Origin of the sequence: Rhodococcus sp. UFZ-B548, from assembly GCF_903819475.1 — a bacterium.
GTDB classification, from domain to species: Bacteria; Actinomycetota; Actinomycetes; order Mycobacteriales; family Mycobacteriaceae; genus Rhodococcus_F; species Rhodococcus_F erythropolis.
Map to the genome: position 1 here is coordinate 50,319 of NZ_CAIJDS010000039.1, position 20,020 is coordinate 70,338.

Below are 20,020 nucleotides of genomic sequence, written 5' to 3' on the forward strand. Positions count from 1 at the left end.
CGGGGCGCTCTTCCGTTTCCGTCTGGCTCGTCGAACCCTGCGATGTGGCACCCTGGCGAGATGGTCGAGAGTATGGGGGAGTCCGAACGTACGGGTGTGACGGGCGGCAGCTTGGCGAAGATGGGCGGGCAAGTGGCGCTCGCCAGCACGGTCAGCCGGATCACCGGCTTCGTCCGCACCCTTGCCCTTGCCGCGGTCCTCGGCATCGCCCTGGTCAGTGATGCGTACAACGCGGCCAACAGTTTCCCGAACATGGTCTATCAGCTCCTCCTCGGCGGGATTCTCGCCAGCGTTCTGCTTCCGTATCTGACACGGCAGCGAAGTCGTGGGCGGACGCTCGAACGAGAGCAGACGCAGCGCGTTCTCACCGTCGGAGCGCTTGCTCTTGCGCTCGTGACGGTAGTGGCGGTGGTGTGCGCGCCGCCTCTGGTCTCGGCCGTGATCGATGATCCGGCTCAACGAGAGTTGACGACGCTCTTCGCGTACTTGCTTCTGCCGGAGATCTTCTTCTACGGCGTCACGGCGATGATGACGGCAGTACTCAGTGTTCGATCAGTGTTCGGCGCGCCGGCCTGGGCGCCGGTGATCAACAACGTCGTCCTTCTGGTGACGGTCGCGGTCTTCCTGTGTATCCCGGGGCCGGTGGCTCTGACTCCCGAGTCGATGACCACCGCGCAGGTCCTGGTGATCGGTATCGGCACTCTGCTCGGGATCGTGGCGCAAACCGCCGTCGTTGCTCGAGCGCTGCACCGCAACGGGTTTCGGTGGCGCCTTCGCGTGCGGGTCGTACCGCACACCTGGCGCCCGGTGCGCGTCGGGGCGCCGTTGCTCGGTTGGGTACTTGTGTACGTCGTCGCCGGTCAGATCGGTGTGTGGGTGACGATGAAGGTCACTCTCTCCCGTCACGTCTACTCGATGTACACGCACGCGGATCTGCTGTTTCAAGTGGCGTACGGCATTCTCGGTGTGTCGTTGTTGACGGTGCTGATGCCGCGGATCGCCAGGTCGGTTGCTGCGGGTGACGACGTCGGCGTCGTATCCGATCTCGGCCGGGGAGCCCGGTATTCGGTGGTGGCGCTGATTCCGGTGACGGTGGCGCTCATGGTGTTCGGCCCCTCGTTGACCACCTTGATCTTCTTCGGCCGGGTCGACGGCAGCAGTGCCCGGTTGATCGGGACGGCCGTTGCGGTCAGTGCATTCGGGCTGGTGCCTTTTGCGATGGTCATGCTTCAGCTTCGAGTGTTCTACGCCGACAACAACACCCGAACTCCCGCGGTGATCGCCATGGTGATGGTGATAGCCAAAACAGCGCTCGTTCTACTTGCGTCACTGTCCGCGAGTGACGAAACGCTGGTCCTGGCCGTCTGTGCGGCGGGCTCGTTCTCCTACGTGTGCGGAGCGGCGCTCGGCCACATCCTGCTTCGAAAGCGATACGGGCTGTTGGGATTCCGTCGCGTGCAGGCCACCGTCGGAAGGATTTCGGCAGCGGCAATTCTGGCAGGTGGTTGTGCGCTCGCTTTGGTGGTGGCGGTTCAGAACCGAGTTCCCGAGCCCAGGCTTGCTGCTGTTATTTCATTGTCGGCGGGTGCGGCCGTCGGTGCAGTCGTCCTGTTGGGCGCATGCAAGGTCGTCGGTGTTCCCGAGATTCGCCGGGCTCGGGCCCTACTGCTGTCCTGAGGACAAGAGCGGTACCAGCAGTTCGTCCGGAGTGAGGGCGCCGTGCTGTCCACGGAGGCCGGACAGTCCCGATTCGACAGATCGACGTACGACGGCCACGTCCCCGGACGCAATGGCGATGACATCACCGATCCGGCCGTGATACTCGGAATGCACTGCAGGCCCGAACAATCCTGCGACTATGCCCTCGGATCTCGTCCCGATCCACATGCGGTCACCCAGTTCGGCGCGCCAGCGGTCCGCAACATCTTGTGCAGCGCCTTCTCGGGTGTGGATGTGACGACATCTAGGTTCACCGGCAAGAGCGAGTACATCTTTGGACAGAATCGGAGTGTTGTCGAAGTCGATCTTGTTCTCGTCCGACACATCGACCATTCCGTGATCAGCCGTCACCAGCAATCTCACGTCCGGACCGAGAGCGGCGGCGAGTTGCTCGACCAGTCGATCGACAAGCATCAGTTGGAAAATCCACGGCTCGGACTCGGGGCCGTAGACGTGGCCGAGTGCATCGATCTCGCTGATGTAGCAGTACGTGAACGTACGGTCGGCAGATTTCGACGCGGCCACGGTGCGAGCGAGGAGGTCTCCGTATGCCTGGATTCCGGCGAACTGGGCGCCGCGCATTCCCGCCCGGGTGAGGCCGCTGCCGTCGAATTTGGACGGAACGACGGTAGTGACGGTGATGCCGGCGGCCGCGGCACGATCGAAGGTCGTGGCCTGCGGCTGCAGGGTCTCCGGGACGATGGAGTCGGTCTGAGATTCCTTCTTGCCCGCGCTGTGCCAACCCAGCCAGTTGAACACCGAATCGGCTTCTTCGACGTAAGACTGGTAACCGGTGATTCCGTGCGCCCCCGAGGGCAGCCCGGTCCCCAACGAGACGATGCTGGTGGCCGTCGTCGTGGGGAATCCTGCCCGTATGGGCGTTCCGATCAGTGAGTTCAGGAATGGTGCGTGTTCGGCGTTGCGGGCGAGCAAGTTCGCGCCCATCCCGTCTACCAGCAGAATTACAGTCTTCTGGCTGGGCTGTAGATCGAGACGGTTCGCTTCGCCGCTCACTCCGAGAGAAGCGAGTACCGACGGCGCAAGCGTCGACAGAGTCGGCTGCGAGTACACATCGAGGAGAGGGGCGGGGGCGGGCATCCCATGAGATTAGGCGTTGGACGCAGAAAACTGCATACCTTCTGGGCGAGTGTTCAAATCCGTGCGGTCAAATCGGGACTTTCCAGATGATCAGCGCGCAGAGACCGCGGGCCGGTGCGGCCTCTGCGCGGAGATTCACTCCATGATCGTGGAGATCTGGAACTTGGCACCGAGTGGATCGGCCACCGACGCGAGACGGCCGAAGGGCGTGTCCTCGGGATCGCGCAAGACGCTGCCGCCGAATTCGACGACCTTGGCGACGGCCGCGTCGGTGTCGTCCGCCCCGAAGTACACCTGCCAGAACGACGGCACCTCTGCCGGGAGGAACGAGCTGGCATCCATCAAACCGGCGACGACGGTGTCGCCCTGCTTGGCCTGTGAGTACCGGAACTCGTCGCTGTCGCCGATGGACTCGTAAGTCCAGCCGAACACGTCGGTGTAGAACGGCAGGACCGCGGCGTAGTTCTTGGACAAAGTCTCGTGCCACACCGGCGCTCCGGCCTCGCCGACCAGACCGAAGCCGTGGTGCTGATCTGCCTGCCAGATACCGACGACTGCACCGGCAGGATCGCCCACGATCGCCATGCTGCCCTGGGGACCGACCTGCATCGACGGCATCATGATCATTCCGCCCGCGGCTTCGGCCTTGGACGCCGACGTTGCCGCATCAGTCGAGGAGATGTAGGTGGTCCAGACGTTGCCGTACGGGTTTCCCTCCTGCTGAGCTCCGAGCCCGGCGATGGGCTGCCCGTCTTTGCTGAAGATCGCGTAGCCGCCGTACTGCGGGTCGTCGTTTGTGTCAGTCTGCCAACCGAACACGTTGGTGTAGAAGGATTTGGCGACCTCGGTATCGGAGCTGGTGAGGTCGATCCAACAGGGTGTTCCGTCGAGCGCTGTGCGTGCGGGCATCTGAAACTCTCCTTTACCGAAACGGATACACAAGTACGGGTCGCGCAAATGCTTGGCCGAGGAAGGCGCGAATCTCACGCTACGCGCGTACCCCGACACATTCCCAGGGCTCGAGAGCTTTGGAGTATTTGACCGTTCGCGCTTACCGGTGGGCCGGACCTGCCGACGTAGTCGATCGCCGAATCGTCCTTGATACGCCGAAGTTGATGGGGCACTTGCTCGATCGACAAGGCCGTTCAACGGGTGTGGTGCCGGTACGTGTCAGCTCGTGATCAGCCCCGTGCGATCGAGCCATGCGAGCGCGTGACGTGAAAACTCGTCCGGAATCTCCAACTGTGGGGTGTGGCCGGTGTCGCCGAGAATGATGGTGGTCCAGTGTGGATGTGCGGTAGCAGCTGCCCGTGCAGCCTCGACCGGGACCAACCGATCGCGGTCGCCGTGCATCAGGAGTGTCGGAGTCGTGATCTCTCGCAGGGTCTTTCGATACGAAGCCGGACGGGCGAGAGTCATCAGCAATGACCGTGCTGCCTGGAGGAATTCGGCATCCTGGGTGGGTTCGTTGCGGCGAATCGCCGTCAAGGCGGCGCCAGCGTCGAGGACTGCGGGATCGGCTCGCGTCGGATCGGCAAAACACAATCTGGTCATCTGAGCGGCCAACTGCCGGTCTGACATCTTCCGACGTCCGAAGCCGAGAACCTGCTCTCCGACGTACGGCATCGAGTAGAGCGCGAATTGGGCGGCGACAGTCAGGTCGGGAAGTTGGACGGGCAGGGGGAGCGCCGGATCCACCAGCACCAGGCCGGCAACTGATTCGGGATTGGCATGGGTCGAGATTGCCGAGACCATTCCCCCCATCGAATTGCCGAACAGGACGGCAGGTTCACCTACTACTGTCTCGAGAAAGCGATTCAGGAGTGCTGCGTTGGCGTCGACGCCGGTGTGCCGCCCACGGGCAGAGGTGAGTCCGAATCCGGCGAGGTCCAGTGCGTACACACGCGTGCGCGCCGCCAGCGTCGGTGCCACCCGCACCCAGTTCAGGTGCGAGCCGCCCAGACCGTGAACGAGCACGATGGGCGGCGCTCCGCTGGGACCGCCGAAGTCGATCCAGTGAACATCACCGCCGAGGTCGGTGATGTTGCTTGTCCCGCCCCACGGGTGTGTGAGGGTGCTTCCGTCGGCGGGTTCGGCCGAAACAGCGGATTCCATACCTGACAGGATGCACCGAGGCGCGGTTCCAGTCACGCTCTCGTCCCGGTTCGGTATCCGAAACTGTGTCCTCGATCACGGATTATCGGGAAGCTCGGGAAACGGGCAAAACGGAATTTGACTGGTGTCAAGTACTTTTCGCGGTTGTCATCGCTTTCCGACGGCCGTGGTGTGCGTCCGGCGGAGGTCGGTTCGGGCATACTGAAAACCATGTGGTGGATGGTCGGGCTCATTGTTCTGGCCGCGCTGGTTTTGGCATCCGTTCTGGTCGGTTTCGTTTTCCGCCGCCCGATCGCCGAAGCCAAGTCGGCGGTGCTTGCCTTCGACGACGCCAGCTCTCAGCCCCAGCGCGACTGACCACCGTCGAGCGGAATTGTTGCTCCAGTCAGATACGCGGCATCCGGGCCGACCAGGAAAGCCACCGCGGTGCCGATGTCCGTTTCGCAGTCCCCGATCCTCCGTAGCGGAATCCCGGCAACAAAAGCGGCAGCCTCTTCCGGGCGTGCATCTGCCCAACGCTGTAGCCCGGGCGAGGATGCGTGAGGAGCAACCGCGTTGACTCGGATCCCGTCTACGCCCCATTCGCACGCTGCTGCGCGACTGAGGGCTCGGACGGATTCCTTCACGGCCGCGTATCCGCCGTAGCCGGCGGCGTCCCAACGGACGGCCACGGAACTGACCATGTTGATGATCGCCCCGCCGCCGCGTTCCTTCATGAACGGGTAGCAGGCTTGCATGGTTCGCAGCGTCGCGACGGGTCCGGAAGTCAATCCGTCGGCAAGGCGCTCCGGAGTGAGGTCGAGGACATTGCCGAGCGGGTTGAGGCTGGCGTTGTTGATCAGGATGTCGACGCCGCCGAACAGTTCCACGGTTCGCGCCACGGCAGCGGTGATGGAACCCGCGTCGGCGATGTCCACGAGCACCGGTTCGGCACGGCCGCCGCGTTCGGTGATCTCGTTACATGTGACGACGAGTTTCGACTCAGTGCGGCCCGCCACCGCGACGGAAGCACCTTCCTTGGCAAGCGCAAACGCAACACCCTGGCCGACGCCTTGCCCTGCGCCAGTGATCAGCGCCACTTTTCCATCCAACTTGCCCACTGCTGTTCTCCTGCTCGTCATTCAACGGTTCCCGAAGCGTTGTCCGAATCGCGCATTGTTACTCGTGGGTTCCCGCTGGATGAGATGTGAGTTACGTCCCACTCAACGGCACCGCTTCAAATTTCGGCTGTCTTACGTATATTGTGAGCGCCGTTACACACCGTACGCGCGGACCGCGTAAATACCATGATGAGGAGCTAGACATGGCACAGACTGGAAGTATGGATCCGATCACCGCAGGCAACCTTGCTGACGGCGCAAAGATCCTTGCGGGACTCGCAGGCATCATCACCGGCATCGCAGCTATCGCGACGTTCGCTGGTGCAATTGGCAACGCTGGCAGCACCGCCGCACCCAAGGCTTGATCTGCAAGTTTTACGCTCCTTTCGGCCCGTGTCCTGAAGGCATTGCCTTCGTGGACGCGGGCCGGAGGTCTATCTGTACCTGAATGTCTGTGTCTTGCAGGCACATTCAATTCTGTGATGCGTCAATTGCCGCCGGAACATCCACACCTTCTTCGTGGATTTGGGGTCCGAAGTTCGGCAGCGGAGTGAAGTCGAGTGCCGCCTCCGAACCGCGGTAATGGCGGAAGTAGAAGAGGGATCGGTCGGGCCGCACCAGGCTGTCCGGTTCGCTTGTCTTCCATCCCCAGTGGACGTCCGCTCGCAGAATCTCCGACAGCCTCACGATGTTCTTGCAGCCGTGGCTTTGCAGTCCAAGGCATTTCAATTCCTCGACGTCTCGCAGTTGCCCGTCGCGCGTCCACCTGGATTCGTAGACCAGAGCGTCGAGAACAACACGGTGTGAATCCGCCTGAGTAACTCCGGCAAGTAGAGCCTCCCAGTCCAATCCTGGTGCGTGTTCGAGGTATTCGTCGGCGTCGATGAATGCTGCCCACGCGACGGTGTCGCGGTACCGGCTCACGTAATCGACGTAGGCCTCTACCTGTCCGTGCACGATCCGACCGTCCTCCTCGCGCGGTTGCCAGTCGACGATCGTCACCGGAAGGTCGTGCAGTTCTTTGCGGAATGCGACCTGAACTTCACTGTCCGACATCGATCGGGTGAAGGCGCCGTAAGAGTTGCCTCTCTTGTCCTCGCTGCGGCCGTGCCAACGGTTGAGGCTGAATGCGCTTGTCTTGCGGGTGGACCCGACGGAACCGGTGTTGTCGTAGAGAACAACCTCCCAGCCTTGCTCGATGTGGTGCAGGCACCAGTCTCTGATGAAGGGGAGATGTTCGCGGGGGAGCAGGACCGCAACCACGGCGCGGCGTCCGGTGTCAGAGCTGTTCGGGTGGTTCTTCGGGTCCGTGATCACCCGACACACGATAGTGCTCTGCGTGGAAGCGAGTTACTCGATATTGAACATGGAGATAGGTTGACACATCTATCAATTTGTCTCATAGTCGAGTCATGACAACATCTGTGTCACATTCGCCACGGTTTGTTCCTTCCACCGGGGAGTCCTGGCGTTCGCCCTGGGCCATGTACGACGCATTGCGAGAGAACGACCCGGTGCACAACGTGGTGCCGGAAGCCTCGCCGCAGGACGACTACTGGGTGCTCACCCGTCACGAAGACGTCTACAACGCCGCTCGTGATTACGAGACGTACTCGTCGGCAAAGGGATTGACCACCGTCTATGGTGAGCTCGAGCAGATCGGGATGCAGGACAATCCGCCGTTCGTGATGCAGGATCCGCCAGTGCAGTCGGAGTTCCGGCGCATGGTGTCGAAGGGTTTCACTCCGCGTCAGGTATCGGCGGTCGAGCCGATGGTTCGCGAATTCGTCGTCGAACGTATCGAGGCGCTGAAAGCGCGTGGCAGCGGCGACATCGTCGTCGAGCTCTTCAAACCGTTGCCGTCGATGGTTGTCGCACACTATCTGGGTGTGCCGGAATCGGACCGTGACCAGTTCGACGGCTGGACCGAGGCCATTGTCGCTGCCAATTCGGCAGGTGGTGTGGCCGCGGCAGCGACGACGGCGCAGGCCGCCACCGGTGAGTTGATGATGTACTTCGCGTCGCTGATCGACCGCCGCAAGGTCGAACCGGGTGACGACACGATTTCGCACCTGCTCGCCGCTGGACTCGGTGAAGACGGCGACATGTCCGGCCTGCTGTCGATTCTGGGCTTCGCCTTCACCATGGTGGCCGGTGGAAACGACACCACAACAGGAATGCTGGGTGGTTCGGTGGCGATGCTGACCGAACGCCTCGACCAGCGTCAGATCCTGCTGGACGATCCCGCGTTGATCACCGACGCGGTCGACGAGTTGCTTCGACTCACCTCACCGGTCCAAGGACTGGCACGCACCACGACTCGGGATGTGGCCTTGGGCGGCAAAGTGATTCCGGCAGGACGTAAGGTTTTGTTGATGTACGGTGCGGCCAATCGTGATCCCGAAAAGTACGGACCCGACGCGGCGGAGTTGGACGTCTTGCGTCGACCGCAGAAGATTCTCACCTTCAGTCATGGCGCCCACCACTGTCTGGGGGCGTCGGCAGCTCGGATGCAGGCTCGAGTTGCGTTGGAAGAGTTGCTCTCCCGGATTCCAGATTTCCATATCGACGTCGACGCGATGCAATACGCGCCGGGCAACTACGTGCGCCGTCCTCTCACAGCGCCCATGTCGGTGACCCGGCCGTGAGCAACGACTGGCTCGGTGAGGGGCGCGCCTTGGCGGCAGCCGAGAAGATCCTCGACAGTGCGGCGCAACTGTTCGTCGAGAAAGGTGTCAACGCCGTCGGTATGGCGGAGATAGCCTCTGCTGCAGGATGTTCCCGGGCCACCCTGTATCGGTACTTCGAGAATCGGCAGGCCCTTCACATTGCATTCGTTCACCGCGAAGCGCGCAGGCTGGGAACTGCGATCGCGGAATCGGTAGCGACCATCGATGATCCGAGCGAGCGTCTCGAAACGGCGATGCTCACCGCAGTCTCCGCGGTGCGCAGCACTCCGACGTTGGCTGCATGGTTCACTCCGGGTGATGCGAGTCTTGCAGGTGAACTTGCCAATTCATCCGACGTCATCAACGGACTGGGCGTCGCGATGCTCGGTGAAATCGGAGCAGGCACAGCGTCACGAGCACGCTGGATCGTGCGAGTGATCCTCTCACTGCTCATGGTGCCGGGTGCGGACGAGAACGACGAGCGGACGTTGGTGCGTGAGTTCGTTGCTGCGCTGTTGAACGCTGGACGAACCACGTGATCATCCCTTCCGGGTGATGTGCGAGGACTGCGTGGGGATCGAGGATGAACCGGTATCCAGACACAGGACACCGCGAGTTCCCGAGGAGCGTAAGAGAAGATGACTACACCATCCGAACTCGACCCCAAGCCAGCTACCGAAGCGACTCGCCTTGCGAATGCCCAGGTCCTCCGTGATCTTCCGTTCGATGACACATTCGACTTCGAACTGATTTCTCGAGGTCTGGTAGCGCCGCTCATCGACGGCGGGTTGGTCAAGGGTGACAAAGGACAGTTCATCTTCTCCTACGACGCCTACGGGTTCGCCGACGGCGAAGCGCCGGACACAGTCAACCCGAGTCTCTGGCGCCAAGCCACTTTGATGGGAAAAGGCGGCGGGCTCTTCAAGCTTGCCGATCGCCTCTACCAGGTGATCGGTCAGGACTTGTCGAACACTACGATCATCGAGGGCGATACCGGGTTGATCATCGGTGACACCCTGATGTCCGCGGAAACAGCCGCTCTTGCGCTGGAGTTGTACTACCAGCACCGCCCCAAGGTCCCGGTCAAGGCAATTATCTTCACACACTCCCACGGCGACCATTTCGGCGGAGTCAAAGGATTTGTCACCGACGAAGAGATCGAGTCCGGTGCCGTAAAAGTCTATGCACCAGACAGTTTCACGGAGGAAGCGATCTCCGAGAACGTGCTCGCCGGCACAGCGATGACGCGTCGCGGAATGTACATGTACGGATCATTCCTGCGTCCAGGCCCGCAGGGACAGGTTTCCGGTGGTCTCGGACTGTCCACGTCGCACGGCACGTCGACGTTCGCGGTGCCGACCGACGTCATCACCGAACCGGTACACGAAGAAGTCGTCGACGGTGTGCGCGTGACGTTCATGCTCGCACCGGGCACCGAAGCGCCGTCCGAAATGCTGTTCTATCTACCCGATTTCAAGGCGCTCGGGTCAGCGGAGGACGTCACGCACACAATGCACAACCTGTACACGTTGCGCGGCGCCAAAACTCGCGACGCCAAGGCCTGGTCGCACTACGTTCGTCTGGCGATGGAACTTTTTCCCGACGTCGAAATCATTTTCGCGCAGCATCATTGGCCCACGTGGGGCAACGACAAGATCTTGAAGCTGATGTCGGATCAGGCAGACCTGTACAAGTATCTGCACGATCAGACGTTGCGTCTTGCCAACAAGGGACTGACACCGGTAGAGATTGCCGACCAGATCGAGGTACCCGACGCCATCGGAAAGCAGTGGTACAACCGCGGGTACTACGGCTCGCTCAGTCACAACGTCAAAGCGATCTACACCTTCTATCTCGGTTGGTTCGACGGCGTTCCCGCTCACCTCAATCCTCATCCGCCGGTGGAGAACGGCAAGCGCTATGTCGAAGCCGTCGGCGGACCCGATGCGCTTCTGACCAAGGGCAAGCAGGCGTTCGACGACGGCGACTATCGCTGGGCAGCGGAGCTGGTGAACCATCTGGTGTTCGCCGATCCGAGTAACCAGAAAGCGCGAGAGTTGTTGGCGGACACGTACGAACAACTCGGCTACCAAGCCGAGAACGGTACGTGGCGCAACTTCTACCTGGTCGGAGCGATGGAATTGCGGCATCCGCTGGCACCGATGCCGTCCAACAACCCCACCGGCCCGGCCGTTGTCGCCGTGATGCCTCTCGAGCAGATGCTGGACTTCTGGGCAGTTCGCCTCGACGGTCCCAAAGCTGCCGACGTCGACCTGTCGTTGCGATTCGTGTTGTCGGACACTGCGGATAACGTCCTGGTCACAGTGCGCAACGGCGTGCTGAATTACGACACGGACAAGGCAGATGCTTCGGCCGCCCTGACTCTGACCTTGACCCGTGCCGTGTTCAACGAGGTGTATCTGGGAACGACCTCGCTCACCGAATCCATCAAGGCCGGAACGGCAAAAGCTGTGGGAGATCAGTCTGAACTGGAGACGTTCATCTCGCTGCTGGAGGACTTCGATCTGTGGTTCGACATCGTGACGCCGTGACAGTCGCACCAGTCACGCCGTGACTGGTGCGACTGATCGATGATCAGTGTTCGTGAATGATGACTCCGCGCATGATCTTTCCCGACTTCATGTCGTCGTAGCCCTGGTTGATGTCTTCGAGGCGGTACTCGGTGGTGACCATTTCGTCGAGCTTCAAGAGCCCGGCTTCGTAGAGGTTGAGTAGACGGGGGATGTCGGCGCGAGGATTGCATTCGCCGAACAGGCTTCCGCGGAGCTGTTTTTGGAACAGGGTCATTTCGGCGAGGTGCAACTGTGTGTCAGTGGCACCCATCGGTGAGACCGCTGTCAAGACTACGCGGCCACCCTTGCGGATCAGCCCGACCATTGGCTGGATCATGTCGCCGCTCGCCACCCCGACGGTCAGGATCGCGACGTCAGCCATGACACCCCAGGTCAATTCGTTGACCAGCGTCATGGCCTCGTCGATCGACGAAGCAAAGTGGGTCGCTCCGAGAGTTTCGGCCATGGCCTTCTTGTCCGGCGAGATGTCGACTGCCACGATGTGCCTCGCGCCCGCGATCTTCGCCCCCTGGATTGCACTTCCACCGATCCCGCCGATTCCGACGACGACCACGGAGTCGCCGGGCGAGACCTCACCGGTGTTGACGGCAGATCCCCAACCGGTGGTGACTCCGCAGCCGACGAGGCAGGCCTTCTCGAGGGGAATCCATTTGTTGATCTTCACCACGGACGCTTCCGGCACTACCGTGTAGTTGCCGAAAGTTCCCAGAAGCGAGAAGGTTCCGACGTCGTGCCCGCGAGCTGTCGCGCGGTACGTCCCGTCGACCTGTGCGCCGGCCATCAGAATGGCGCCGAGGTCGCAGAGGTTGCTCTGTCCGACTGCGCACCAACGGCAGCGTCCACACGAGGGAATGAAGGAGAGGACGACGTGATCGCCTACCTCGACGTCTCGCACGCCGGGGCCGACTTTCTCCACTATGCCCGCGCCTTCGTGGCCACCGATCACGGGGAGCGGGACTGCCAGATCACCGGTCACAGCATGATCGTCGGAGTGGCACATGCCGCTGGCAACCACTTTGATCAGGACTTCACGTTCTTTCGGATCTGCGAGCTCGATCTCCTCGACACTCCACGGTGTGTTGTGATCCCACAGCACTGCGGCCTTCGCCTTCATCGACATTCCCTTCGAGCGTGCTTCGCGGCGCAGTGTCTTCTCGTCTGCTCCTGGACACATGCTGTCTCCCCTCGGGGGCCTGGGTCATGCATCTGCGCGCCACGGTTTGGTGTTTTCGCGCCGTTTCGCCAATCCATGAAGTGAATTTGCGATAACCTTAGTTATGGTCACCACCCGGTCTGGAGAGAAGACTGCCGACGGCATTCCTGTCGGTATGGGAGGCCACTGGTGGGAATCTCGTCTGCGGGAGCAATTCATTCCCCTTGATGTGCAGGTATCCCGATCGATTCTCCGCGAGGGATTCGCCGCATCGATCAAGCGACGCTCGCTGGACGACTTCGGTCTCGTCGACCTCAGCTGCGATCCGTGCACAGGAAAGCGAACCGCAACTCAGGTATCCGAAGCCACAGAAGACTGGGTCGTGCTGATCGCAATCCGGTCAGGACGCGAAGCGCTGACACGAGCAGGTGAGACGATTCTCGTGGGCGCTGGTGACGTAGTTCTGTGGGATACGCGCAATCAGGCCGAGTTCGAGGTGCTGGAGTCGATTCGTTCGATCAATTTGCTGATTCCTCGCTCGGCCCTGGCGGAAGTCTCCGGTCGAGCGTGGCCGGCTTTCGGCGGCGCGCTGGAACGGGACTCACCGTCGGTACGTTTGTTGGTTTCCTATCTGTCGATGCTGGCCGATTCGTTGGCCGAACTTCCTGAACCCGCGGTATCAGCGGCCAGAAATGCCACCCTCGAACTGTTCGACGGGGCGGTGAGCCAGACCATCGGAACTGAGGACGCTGTCGGTTCCGCCGCGCTGCGCTTGTCGATCGATGCCTGGATCGACGGGCACCTGTGTGATCCGTCGTTGTCGTTGACCTCTGTTGCCGCCGCCCACGCGGTCTCGGCCCGGACGGTCCAGCGAGTTTTCGGCCGATCCGGTGAGACGTTCAACGGGACGGTACGGGCGCGGCGGTTGGCCAGGGCACGCGAGGAATTGCGTCGCACGAACAGTTCGATCACCTCGATCGCCACCCGATGGTGTTTCTCCGACGCAAGCCACTTCTCGCGACTTTTCAAAGAACGGTTCGGGACTTCTCCGGCGGCCTTCCGCTCTCGGAAAATGCGGAGCTGACGTCGGGGCCTACTCGAATCGGGAAGGATCTCCCGCGCCGACGCGCACGATCTCGGGGGCACCGGAGGAATAGTCGACCACCGTGGTGGGCTCGGTGCCGCAGTCACCCGAGTCGATGACGGCGTCGAGTTGGTGGTCGAGTTCTTCCTTGATCTGCCAGCCGTCCGTCATCGGCTCCTCGGCGCCGGGCAGGAGAAGGGTGCTGGAGAGGATCGGTTCACCCAACTCTTGCAAGAGCGCCCGCACTACCGGGTGGCTGGGGATACGCACTCCGACGGTTTTCTTCTTGGCGTGTGCCAGTCGACGCGGAACTTCCTTCGTGGCGGGAAGGATGAACGTGTACTGCCCAGGCGTAGCCGCTTTGACCGCCCGGAACGCCGAGTTGGTGACGTGGACGAAGTGCCCGAGCTGCGCGAAGTCGGCACAGACCAGCGTGAAGTGGTGATCCGACCGCAGGTGACGGATCTCGCGGATCCGATCGGTGCCCGAGTGATTGTCCATTCGGGCACCCAGGGCGTAGCAGGAGTCGGTGGGATAGGCGATGACCGCGTCGTTGTGCAGCATTTCGACGATCTGGCTGATCGCGCGCGGCTGCGGGTTTTCCGGGTGAACGTCGAAGTATCGGGCCATCAACCCAGCTTAGTTCAGCTTGCAGATCACGAATGCCGTTCACCGTTCAGACTGTGGTCGGCGAGCAATCCCGTCAGCTCTTCGGCGTAGGCGAGTTGCTTACGTAAGTGTGTGCAGCTTTCTTCCGCCCGGGTATGGCAGGCGGTGACGAATTCGGTTGCGGCGGTTCGTGTTGACGCGTCCGAAGCTTCGTCGCCGAGCACTGCCAGGGAATTGAGGAGTTGTTTCATTTCTTCGAGACTGAATCCGAGCGGCTTCATTCGTCGGATTACCAGTAGCCGTTGGACGTCCGCCTCGGTGTACAAGCGGAATCCTCCGGCGGTCCGCTCCGATGGAGTGACCAGACCGACCTCGTCGTAATGACGGATCGTCTTGATCGACAGTTCGGTGCGTTCGGCAACCTGCCCGATCTGCATGTTCTGTCCCTGGACCGCATGTTCCGGCTCAGACATCACTCCTACTTTCGTCGCGCTGGGCTTCCATACTCTCAGTGACCGTCACCCAGGCGTCCGGACAGGCGCAGATGGCGCTCGGCCGATGCGTCGTCGAGCCCCACGATCTCGACATTCTTGCCTCTGGCCGCGTACTTGGTGGTGATCGCGTCCAGTGTCGCCACGGTCGACGCGTCCCAGACATGAGACTCGGACAGATCGATGACAATGTTCTTCGGGTCGTCGACATAGTCGAACTGGTAGATCAGATCGTTGCTGGATGCGAAGAACAGCTCGCCTCGAACCGCATAGACACGGGTGTCCTCGTCCGGATGCGCGACGTCGATTACTTCGGTGAGATGCGCGACGCGGCGGGCGAAGATGACCATCGCGGTGATCACTCCGACGATCACGCCGTAGGCAAGATTGTGGGTCGCGACGGTGACCGCCACGGTGACCAGCATGACCACTGTCTCGCCGATCGGCATGCGGCGCAGGGTCTTCGGATTGACGCTGTGCCAGTCGAAAGTGCCGACCGAGACCATGATCATGACGGCTACCAATGCGGCCATGGGAATCAACGCCACGACATCGCCGAGGCCGACCACGAGTATCAGCAAGAACACGCCCGCCAGGAAAGTCGAGATTCGAGTGCGAGCGCCGGAGACCTTGACGTTGATCATGGTCTGGCCGATCATCGCGCACCCTCCCATGCCTCCGAAGAAGCCGGTGACGATGTTCGCGACGCCTTGGCCCCACCCTTCTCGGGTCTTGTTCGAGTGAGTATCCGTGACGTCGTCGACGAGCTTGGCCGTCATCAACGATTCGAGGAGGCCGACGAGCGCCATGGCCAATGCATACGGAGCAATGATCGACAGTGTGTGCATGTCCAGAGGGACGTCGGGGAACAGTAGCGTCGGCAGGCTCGACGGAAGCTCGCCTTCGTCGCCGACATTGGGGACGTTGAACGCGAAAATGACTGTGGCGCTGGTCAGTAACACGATCGCCACCAGTGGAGCCGGGACCGCGCTGGTCAGTTTCGGCAGGAATACGAGTATCAGTAGGGCGACGGCCAGAAGTGGGTAGACGAGCCACGGAACATCGATCAGGTGGGGGAGTTGGGCAATGAAGATCAAGATGGCCAGTGCATTGACGAATCCCACCATGACGCTGCGCGGGATGAAGCGCATCAGCTTGGCGACGCCGAGGAGGCTCAACACGATCTGGAGCAGGCCGGCCAGAAGGACTGTCGCAATCAGGTAGTCGATTCCGTACTCGCGCGTCAGTGGAGCGACAACCAGTGCGACGGCGCCGGTAGCTGCGGAGATCATTGCGGGTCGTCCGCCGACGACGGCGATGGTCACTGCCATCGTGAACGACGCGAACAGTCCTACCCGCGGATCGACGCCGGCGATGATCGAGAACGAGATCGCCTCGGGAATCAGTGCCAACGCGACGACCAGTCCGGCCAAAACTTCCGTTTTGAGACGGCGAGGTGACCGGAGCGCGGCCCGAACCGAATTGTCGTTGGTGGATGAAGCGATGGTTACTGCCATGAGATTCCGTCCTGACGAGGTTCTCATACTCTACCCTCCCGTAAGGGTAGAGTATTAACGGAGTTCTCACTACGGCGCGAATTCCTGTCGAATTATGTTTCCCCGCAGTGAATCTCGAACCGCGAGATTGATCGAGAGAGGCAAGGCTCGCGGTGGCGATCAGATGTGACGACCAGTAACCCTTACCAATTATTTACCTACTGTGTGGTTTTTGTTTATTGAAAACGGGTCAACTCGGGCGCTGGCTCCGTTACAGTTCGGCGGCAAACGTCAATCAGGTTGTTCCGAGAGGACATCATGTCAAAACGCCTACTGAATGCTGCGCTCCTTACCGGCCTCCTTGCCGGAGGAACCGCTGTGGCCGTGATTCCGGCGACCGCGGCGCCTGTTGCAGAAACCACGTCGACAACGTTTCAGGTCACGTGCCGCGCAGTTCCGAGTGCGTTTTCCGGTCCTTCGTCAGACGGAAAGCCTGCTACGGTGCGAGTTTCGGCTCCTTCGGTCGTGGCGCCAGGTCAAGTCTTCGACATCGACGTGGATCCGGGTAGCGTTCAGATCCCGAACGATGTGAGCGGCGCCAGTGTCAAGAAGATCTCGCGTCTGAAGATCGATCTGCCGATTCCGACCAACGCGGAGTTCGTTTCGGCGACGGTCACCGATCCGGGCAATGTTGTTGCCGGGAAACCTGCTTCGGTGATTCGTGTCAACGAAGACGGCACTCCCGCAGCGGACGGTCCGATACTCCGGTTGTCCGGCGCAAACGAAGCGATCGGCAACAGTCCGTCATCGTCGTCGGGTGCGCACGGCGGGCTTGCGATCAACGCTCAGTCCGGAGCCGAGACCAACATCGTCTTTCCGAAGATCAGAATCACCGTAAAGGCCGGGCCGTCCGGCGCAGTCGAAACCAATGTCCGGACTTCGGGTGCTGCAGGTACTTTCGGCGGGCCGGAGTCGTTTTTGACCTTCCTCCCTCAGGTAAGTCACTGGCTCGCGGGAACCATCTGGGCGCCCACATCCTGTTCTCCTCGCGACGGTGAGACTGGTCCCCTCAACGCCGGTGCCGGCGCATTGGCATCCACGAAAATCGACGGAGACCTCGGACCTGTTGATCCCGAGCCTGGAGCAGACATCGTGACGACGCTCGAAGGACCGACGACGGCCGCTACCGGTACCAAGGTGTCTTTTGCTTCTCGCGTCGATCCGGAAAACGCAACGGGAACAGTACAGTTCATGGTCGACGGCAAGCCCGTCGGTGACCCGCGGCCGGTGGTTCGCGGTATTGCCCGCCTGGATCTGACCTTCGGTAAGGCGGGTACCAAGTCCGTGACTGCAGTCTTCACAGCTACCGGCGACGAGGCGAAGTACACGTCGGCGGCACACATGCTCACGGTGACCGGTGATTCAACAGGCCCGGTCGATCCCGACCCGACCGATCCGGGCACTCCGGGTGGTCTCGGCAGCCTCGAGTCCGTTCTGCCGCAGCTGCCCACAGGTTCGCTCGGTGGCAAGTGATCACGGTCCTACTTCACCGAACACTCGATGACCGAGTCTTTTTGAAAGGCAACATATGAACTCCCGTTCTCTGGCTGTTTGCGCAGTCGTGCCAGCTGTCGCGGCCGGACTCCTCGCTGTGTCCGCTCCGGTAGCAGCGGCTTCCGATACCGTGACGCGAACAGTTTCCTTCGAACACAAGTGCCGGGTCGACGGCGCCACCGATTGGGATTCGTCGTTCTCCGACAACCTGGAGGTCACGGCGCCCACGTCCGTGCGTCCGGGCGAACAGTTCACAGTGAAACTGCATCCGGGCACCATGCGTAGTTCGGACTCGGACACCGGTCGTATCAAGTACGACATCGCACTACCGCAAGGGGCAACCCTGGTGTCGTACTCCCTCGTCGGTGATTCGTCGTCGAACTTGACCGGCGAGACTGCGGTGCTGCTCCGGGTGGGCGCAGACGGAAACGCGAACCCGGCGGGTGAGTACCTGCGAATTACCGGCACCGGCAACAAGACAGTCAACGACGGTCCGAGCGCCAGCGACAACAAGCCCAAGGAAGGGCTGCAAGTCAAGGCCAACACGGACTTTCGTTTGCCGGCAGTCGAATTGAAACTCGAAGCTCGGTCCGACGAGGGAAACGCGACGACGCACCTGCGCGCCGGGGCGACGAGCCCGAGTATCAAGATCAAAGACACGAGCATGAGTTTCGGTGAGTCCCGGTGGGTCAATGCCGCTGGGTATTGTGTTGCTTCGGGCGAGGGACGCAGCGCCCTCTCGACTACCGAGGTATTCGCGACCAACCAGACCGAGACGACGGTCGCTGTCGCACTGGAGGCACTGACGGGCGAAGACGTCAAGATTGCGGCGAGTATCGACCCGAACCCGGGTGAGGGCACGGTCGAGTTCTTCGACGGCGAGACGAAGATCGGTAGCGCCACAGTCGATTCCAATGGCCATGCAGAACTGGTCTGGCCGTTCCGCGACCAGGGCGAGCATCGTATCACCGCAAAGTTCTTGGGTACCAAGAAGTTCAGTTCTTCGGAATCTGCAGACAAGACCGTGACCGTCACCGTGCCCGGCGTCATCGTCGTCGAGCCGGTGGATCCGACGGAACCGGAAACTCCTGGTGGAACCGGAAGCCTCGGGGACATCTTCTCGAAGCTGCCGACGGGCTCACTCGGAGGCTGAGTCACCCAAACGGCAGGGGAGCGTCGACGTTTCGGCTCGAATACGGTTGTGTGATCGAATACTGGAATGACAGGTTCGAATCATGCCGAGAGCCGCAACGCCGGCGTTCCCTATTTTTCTCAATGGGAGTCTCCGTCACGGAAATCGGGCCAGAACCACAAAAGGTAGCTCACCAAAACTCGTGCCCTTTTACTACCGTTAGTTGAAGAACTGCGCGAACCGCGGGTTCTTACATCAACAAGCCTTCGAACTCGCCGCTGCGGTTCAGGTATGAACAAGGTAGGGAAAATGCGCAAGGTTAGTTTGCTCGCGTCCGCTGCAGCAGTAGCTGTCGGTGTGGCAATGATCGGGACGTCTGCGGCCTCAGCAGCGCCGGGAACGATTCCCGGTCATGGGCTGTTCGACGTGCCGTGGGAGGTGTTGCCGGGAACCTACACGACGTCTGGACCCGTATCAGCTGATATGCCGTGCATATACGGTCGGGCAAAAGTCGACGGCGACGGTGAATTGAATGTCCTCGAGTTCGAAAGCACCCTCGAACCGGCGACAGTCACCATTCTCTTGACGGATTCTCGCTTCACCACCGCGTATTGCGCTGATTGGAAGAGAGTGTCGTCAGTCGGATCGTTGGATCTCGGATCGCTTTTCGGGTCCTAGACGTCTCCACTCTATGTCGAGATGGACCTCTGGACGTGACCACGGCCCTCTGCCATCTCGATTGAACGCTCGGCTCGCGGATGCGCTCGTTCGTCTCGAGTTTTCGACCACTCGTCGCATGAGTCCATGACCAGGGACTTTAGCCCTCAGTAATTACCTACCAATCGGTATATTCTGCGAAGGTACGGACTTCGTGAACCGATGTGAGTTGGCTCCGGGGGACGTGCCGGCCTCGCAGGACCGCCCGCAAAGTCAGCCCGGTGAGGCCACCAGAGTTCGCGCATTTCGACAGATTGCCGCTGGGTCCGTCCGCTACGAGGGGAGCGGACGGACCTGACAGCACGAGAGAGTGCCATGCCTGAACGTGGTCAAAGCAGAGTGGACGCGGGGATCATTGCCGTCGTCGCAGTCATAACCGGTGTGTTCGTCGCACTGACCGGCCACGGTCTGGTTGCAGCGCTGGCCACCGTGTTGGGCCTCGCGCTCGGGATGGCGATTGTGCGGTATCTGATCAAAGGTCGCTGATCA

At 61.2% G+C, this 20,020-nt stretch carries 20 protein-coding genes; 11 read left to right on the forward strand and 9 right to left on the reverse strand.

Translation table 11 applies throughout. The features are described 5' to 3' along the window. The first annotated feature begins 60 nt into the window (after positions 1-60). Positions 61-1,677, forward strand: a complete 1,617-nt coding sequence (gene murJ / locus H7C86_RS26180) for a murein biosynthesis integral membrane protein MurJ (protein ID WP_259349300.1) — start codon at positions 61-63, stop codon at positions 1,675-1,677. Here the strand turns inward: murJ and H7C86_RS26185 are convergent. The 3 genes from H7C86_RS26185 to H7C86_RS26195 all read right to left on the reverse strand — a co-directional run bounded on the left by H7C86_RS26185 (position 1,663) and on the right by H7C86_RS26195 (position 4,932). Then, entirely contained in the window at positions 1,663-2,817 is a 1,155-nt protein-coding gene (locus tag H7C86_RS26185; RefSeq protein ID WP_134998359.1) for an alkaline phosphatase family protein, read from the reverse strand. The genes murJ and H7C86_RS26185 overlap by 15 nt on opposite strands. A 135-nt stretch (positions 2,818-2,952) precedes the next feature. After that, a complete protein-coding gene (locus tag H7C86_RS26190) occupies positions 2,953-3,726 on the reverse strand; it encodes a VOC family protein (protein ID WP_182262500.1) in 774 nt (257 codons plus the stop codon). A gap of 261 nt (positions 3,727-3,987) precedes the next feature. Then, positions 3,988-4,932 carry an alpha/beta fold hydrolase gene (locus H7C86_RS26195; protein ID WP_182262501.1) on the reverse strand — a complete coding sequence of 315 codons (945 nt, stop codon included), beginning with the start codon at positions 4,930-4,932 and terminating at the stop codon, positions 3,988-3,990. 144 nt (positions 4,933-5,076) lie between these two features. Between H7C86_RS26195 and H7C86_RS26200 the strand changes: the two genes are divergently transcribed. Next, complete coding sequence (locus tag H7C86_RS26200; protein ID WP_228118235.1) at positions 5,077-5,289, forward strand: hypothetical protein; 213 nt, start codon at positions 5,077-5,079, stop codon at positions 5,287-5,289. Here the strand turns inward: H7C86_RS26200 and H7C86_RS26205 are convergent. Then, positions 5,271-6,032 carry an SDR family NAD(P)-dependent oxidoreductase gene (locus H7C86_RS26205; protein WP_020723638.1) on the reverse strand — a complete coding sequence of 254 codons (762 nt, stop codon included), beginning with the start codon at positions 6,030-6,032 and terminating at the stop codon, positions 5,271-5,273. The two genes, H7C86_RS26200 and H7C86_RS26205, sit on opposite strands and share 19 nt — an antisense overlap. A 203-nt stretch (positions 6,033-6,235) precedes the next feature. Here H7C86_RS26205 and H7C86_RS26210 point away from each other — a divergent pair, with 203 nt between their 5' ends. Beyond that, positions 6,236-6,397 carry a hypothetical protein gene (locus H7C86_RS26210; RefSeq protein ID WP_161120888.1) on the forward strand — a complete coding sequence of 54 codons (162 nt, stop codon included), beginning with the start codon at positions 6,236-6,238 and terminating at the stop codon, positions 6,395-6,397. Between the two features lie 106 nt (positions 6,398-6,503). On the opposite strand, the gene H7C86_RS26215 is transcribed toward H7C86_RS26210, so the two are convergent. Then, positions 6,504-7,349 (reverse strand): glycosyltransferase family 92 protein, encoded by an 846-nt coding sequence (locus H7C86_RS26215; protein ID WP_182262502.1) that lies wholly within the window; start codon positions 7,347-7,349, stop codon positions 6,504-6,506. A gap of 95 nt (positions 7,350-7,444) precedes the next feature. On the opposite strand from H7C86_RS26215, the gene H7C86_RS26220 reads away from it, so the two are divergent. The 3 genes from H7C86_RS26220 (at position 7,445) to H7C86_RS26230 (ending at position 11,253) form a co-directional block, all read left to right on the forward strand. Further along, a complete protein-coding gene (locus H7C86_RS26220) occupies positions 7,445-8,680 on the forward strand; it encodes a cytochrome P450 (protein ID WP_166501914.1) in 1,236 nt (411 codons plus the stop codon). Beyond that, positions 8,677-9,240, forward strand: coding sequence for a TetR/AcrR family transcriptional regulator (locus tag H7C86_RS26225; RefSeq protein WP_019747163.1), 564 nt, complete (start codon positions 8,677-8,679; stop codon positions 9,238-9,240). Before H7C86_RS26220 ends, H7C86_RS26225 begins: the two co-directional genes overlap by 4 nt. A gap of 99 nt (positions 9,241-9,339) precedes the next feature. Then, positions 9,340-11,253: an alkyl/aryl-sulfatase gene (locus tag H7C86_RS26230; RefSeq protein WP_182262503.1), complete on the forward strand. Its 1,914-nt coding sequence runs from the start codon at positions 9,340-9,342 to the stop codon at positions 11,251-11,253. 43 nt (positions 11,254-11,296) lie between these two features. Here the strand turns inward: H7C86_RS26230 and H7C86_RS26235 are convergent, their stop codons facing one another. Next, on the reverse strand, positions 11,297-12,409 hold the full coding sequence (locus tag H7C86_RS26235) for an NDMA-dependent alcohol dehydrogenase (protein ID WP_024487546.1): 1,113 nt from the start codon (positions 12,407-12,409) through the stop codon (positions 11,297-11,299). Positions 12,410-12,572: 163 nt separating this feature from the next. Here H7C86_RS26235 and H7C86_RS26240 point away from each other — a divergent pair, with 163 nt between their 5' ends. Further along, positions 12,573-13,532, forward strand: coding sequence for a helix-turn-helix domain-containing protein (locus tag H7C86_RS26240; RefSeq protein WP_052740920.1), 960 nt, complete (start codon positions 12,573-12,575; stop codon positions 13,530-13,532). 9 nt (positions 13,533-13,541) lie between these two features. Here the strand turns inward: H7C86_RS26240 and H7C86_RS26245 are convergent, their stop codons facing one another. From H7C86_RS26245 to H7C86_RS26255, 3 genes are read right to left on the reverse strand one after another with little or no spacing between them, the layout of a single operon-like run. Then, positions 13,542-14,162: an L-threonylcarbamoyladenylate synthase gene (locus H7C86_RS26245; protein ID WP_030534624.1), complete on the reverse strand. Its 621-nt coding sequence runs from the start codon at positions 14,160-14,162 to the stop codon at positions 13,542-13,544. A 26-nt stretch (positions 14,163-14,188) separates the two neighbouring features. After that, positions 14,189-14,614, reverse strand: coding sequence for a MerR family transcriptional regulator (locus H7C86_RS26250; RefSeq protein WP_019747166.1), 426 nt, complete (start codon positions 14,612-14,614; stop codon positions 14,189-14,191). Positions 14,615-14,649: 35 nt separating this feature from the next. Further along, positions 14,650-16,149 (reverse strand): SulP family inorganic anion transporter, encoded by a 1,500-nt coding sequence (locus H7C86_RS26255; RefSeq protein WP_182262504.1) that lies wholly within the window; start codon positions 16,147-16,149, stop codon positions 14,650-14,652. A gap of 297 nt (positions 16,150-16,446) precedes the next feature. On the opposite strand from H7C86_RS26255, the gene H7C86_RS26260 reads away from it, so the two are divergent. From H7C86_RS26260 to H7C86_RS26275, 4 genes are all read left to right on the forward strand, one after another. Further along, entirely contained in the window at positions 16,447-17,661 is a 1,215-nt protein-coding gene (locus H7C86_RS26260) for an Ig-like domain-containing protein (RefSeq protein WP_182262505.1), read from the forward strand. Positions 17,662-17,716: 55 nt separating this feature from the next. Next, complete coding sequence (locus H7C86_RS26265) at positions 17,717-18,835, forward strand: Ig-like domain-containing protein (RefSeq protein WP_182262506.1); 1,119 nt, start codon at positions 17,717-17,719, stop codon at positions 18,833-18,835. A gap of 288 nt (positions 18,836-19,123) precedes the next feature. Further along, positions 19,124-19,492 carry a hypothetical protein gene (locus tag H7C86_RS26270; protein ID WP_029537646.1) on the forward strand — a complete coding sequence of 123 codons (369 nt, stop codon included), beginning with the start codon at positions 19,124-19,126 and terminating at the stop codon, positions 19,490-19,492. Between the two features lie 354 nt (positions 19,493-19,846). Beyond that, on the forward strand, positions 19,847-20,017 hold the full coding sequence (locus H7C86_RS26275; RefSeq protein ID WP_020906453.1) for a hypothetical protein: 171 nt from the start codon (positions 19,847-19,849) through the stop codon (positions 20,015-20,017). The last annotated feature ends 3 nt before the right edge of the window (positions 20,018-20,020 follow it).

Bases quoted from the DNA above. Each gene is read 5' to 3' on its own strand.
- murJ (WP_259349300.1), top strand. From the start codon at position 61: ATGGTCGAGAGTATGGGGGAGTCCGAACGTACGGGTGTGACGGGCGGC.
- H7C86_RS26185 (WP_134998359.1), bottom strand. From the start codon at position 2,817: ATGCCCGCCCCCGCCCCTCTCCTCGATGTGTACTCGCAGCCGACTCTG.
- H7C86_RS26190 (WP_182262500.1), bottom strand. From the start codon at position 3,726: ATGCCCGCACGCACAGCGCTCGACGGAACACCCTGTTGGATCGACCTC.
- H7C86_RS26195 (WP_182262501.1), bottom strand. From the start codon at position 4,932: ATGGAATCCGCTGTTTCGGCCGAACCCGCCGACGGAAGCACCCTCACA.
- H7C86_RS26210 (WP_161120888.1), top strand. From the start codon at position 6,236: ATGGCACAGACTGGAAGTATGGATCCGATCACCGCAGGCAACCTTGCT.
- H7C86_RS26220 (WP_166501914.1), top strand. From the start codon at position 7,445: ATGACAACATCTGTGTCACATTCGCCACGGTTTGTTCCTTCCACCGGG.
- H7C86_RS26230 (WP_182262503.1), top strand. From the start codon at position 9,340: ATGACTACACCATCCGAACTCGACCCCAAGCCAGCTACCGAAGCGACT.
- H7C86_RS26235 (WP_024487546.1), bottom strand. From the start codon at position 12,409: ATGAAGGCGAAGGCCGCAGTGCTGTGGGATCACAACACACCGTGGAGT.
- H7C86_RS26240 (WP_052740920.1), top strand. From the start codon at position 12,573: ATGGTCACCACCCGGTCTGGAGAGAAGACTGCCGACGGCATTCCTGTC.
- H7C86_RS26245 (WP_030534624.1), bottom strand. From the start codon at position 14,162: ATGGCCCGATACTTCGACGTTCACCCGGAAAACCCGCAGCCGCGCGCG.
- H7C86_RS26250 (WP_019747166.1), bottom strand. From the start codon at position 14,614: ATGTCTGAGCCGGAACATGCGGTCCAGGGACAGAACATGCAGATCGGG.
- H7C86_RS26255 (WP_182262504.1), bottom strand. From the start codon at position 16,149: ATGGCAGTAACCATCGCTTCATCCACCAACGACAATTCGGTTCGGGCC.
- H7C86_RS26260 (WP_182262505.1), top strand. From the start codon at position 16,447: ATGTCAAAACGCCTACTGAATGCTGCGCTCCTTACCGGCCTCCTTGCC.
- H7C86_RS26265 (WP_182262506.1), top strand. From the start codon at position 17,717: ATGAACTCCCGTTCTCTGGCTGTTTGCGCAGTCGTGCCAGCTGTCGCG.
- H7C86_RS26270 (WP_029537646.1), top strand. From the start codon at position 19,124: ATGCGCAAGGTTAGTTTGCTCGCGTCCGCTGCAGCAGTAGCTGTCGGT.
- H7C86_RS26275 (WP_020906453.1), top strand. From the start codon at position 19,847: ATGCCTGAACGTGGTCAAAGCAGAGTGGACGCGGGGATCATTGCCGTC.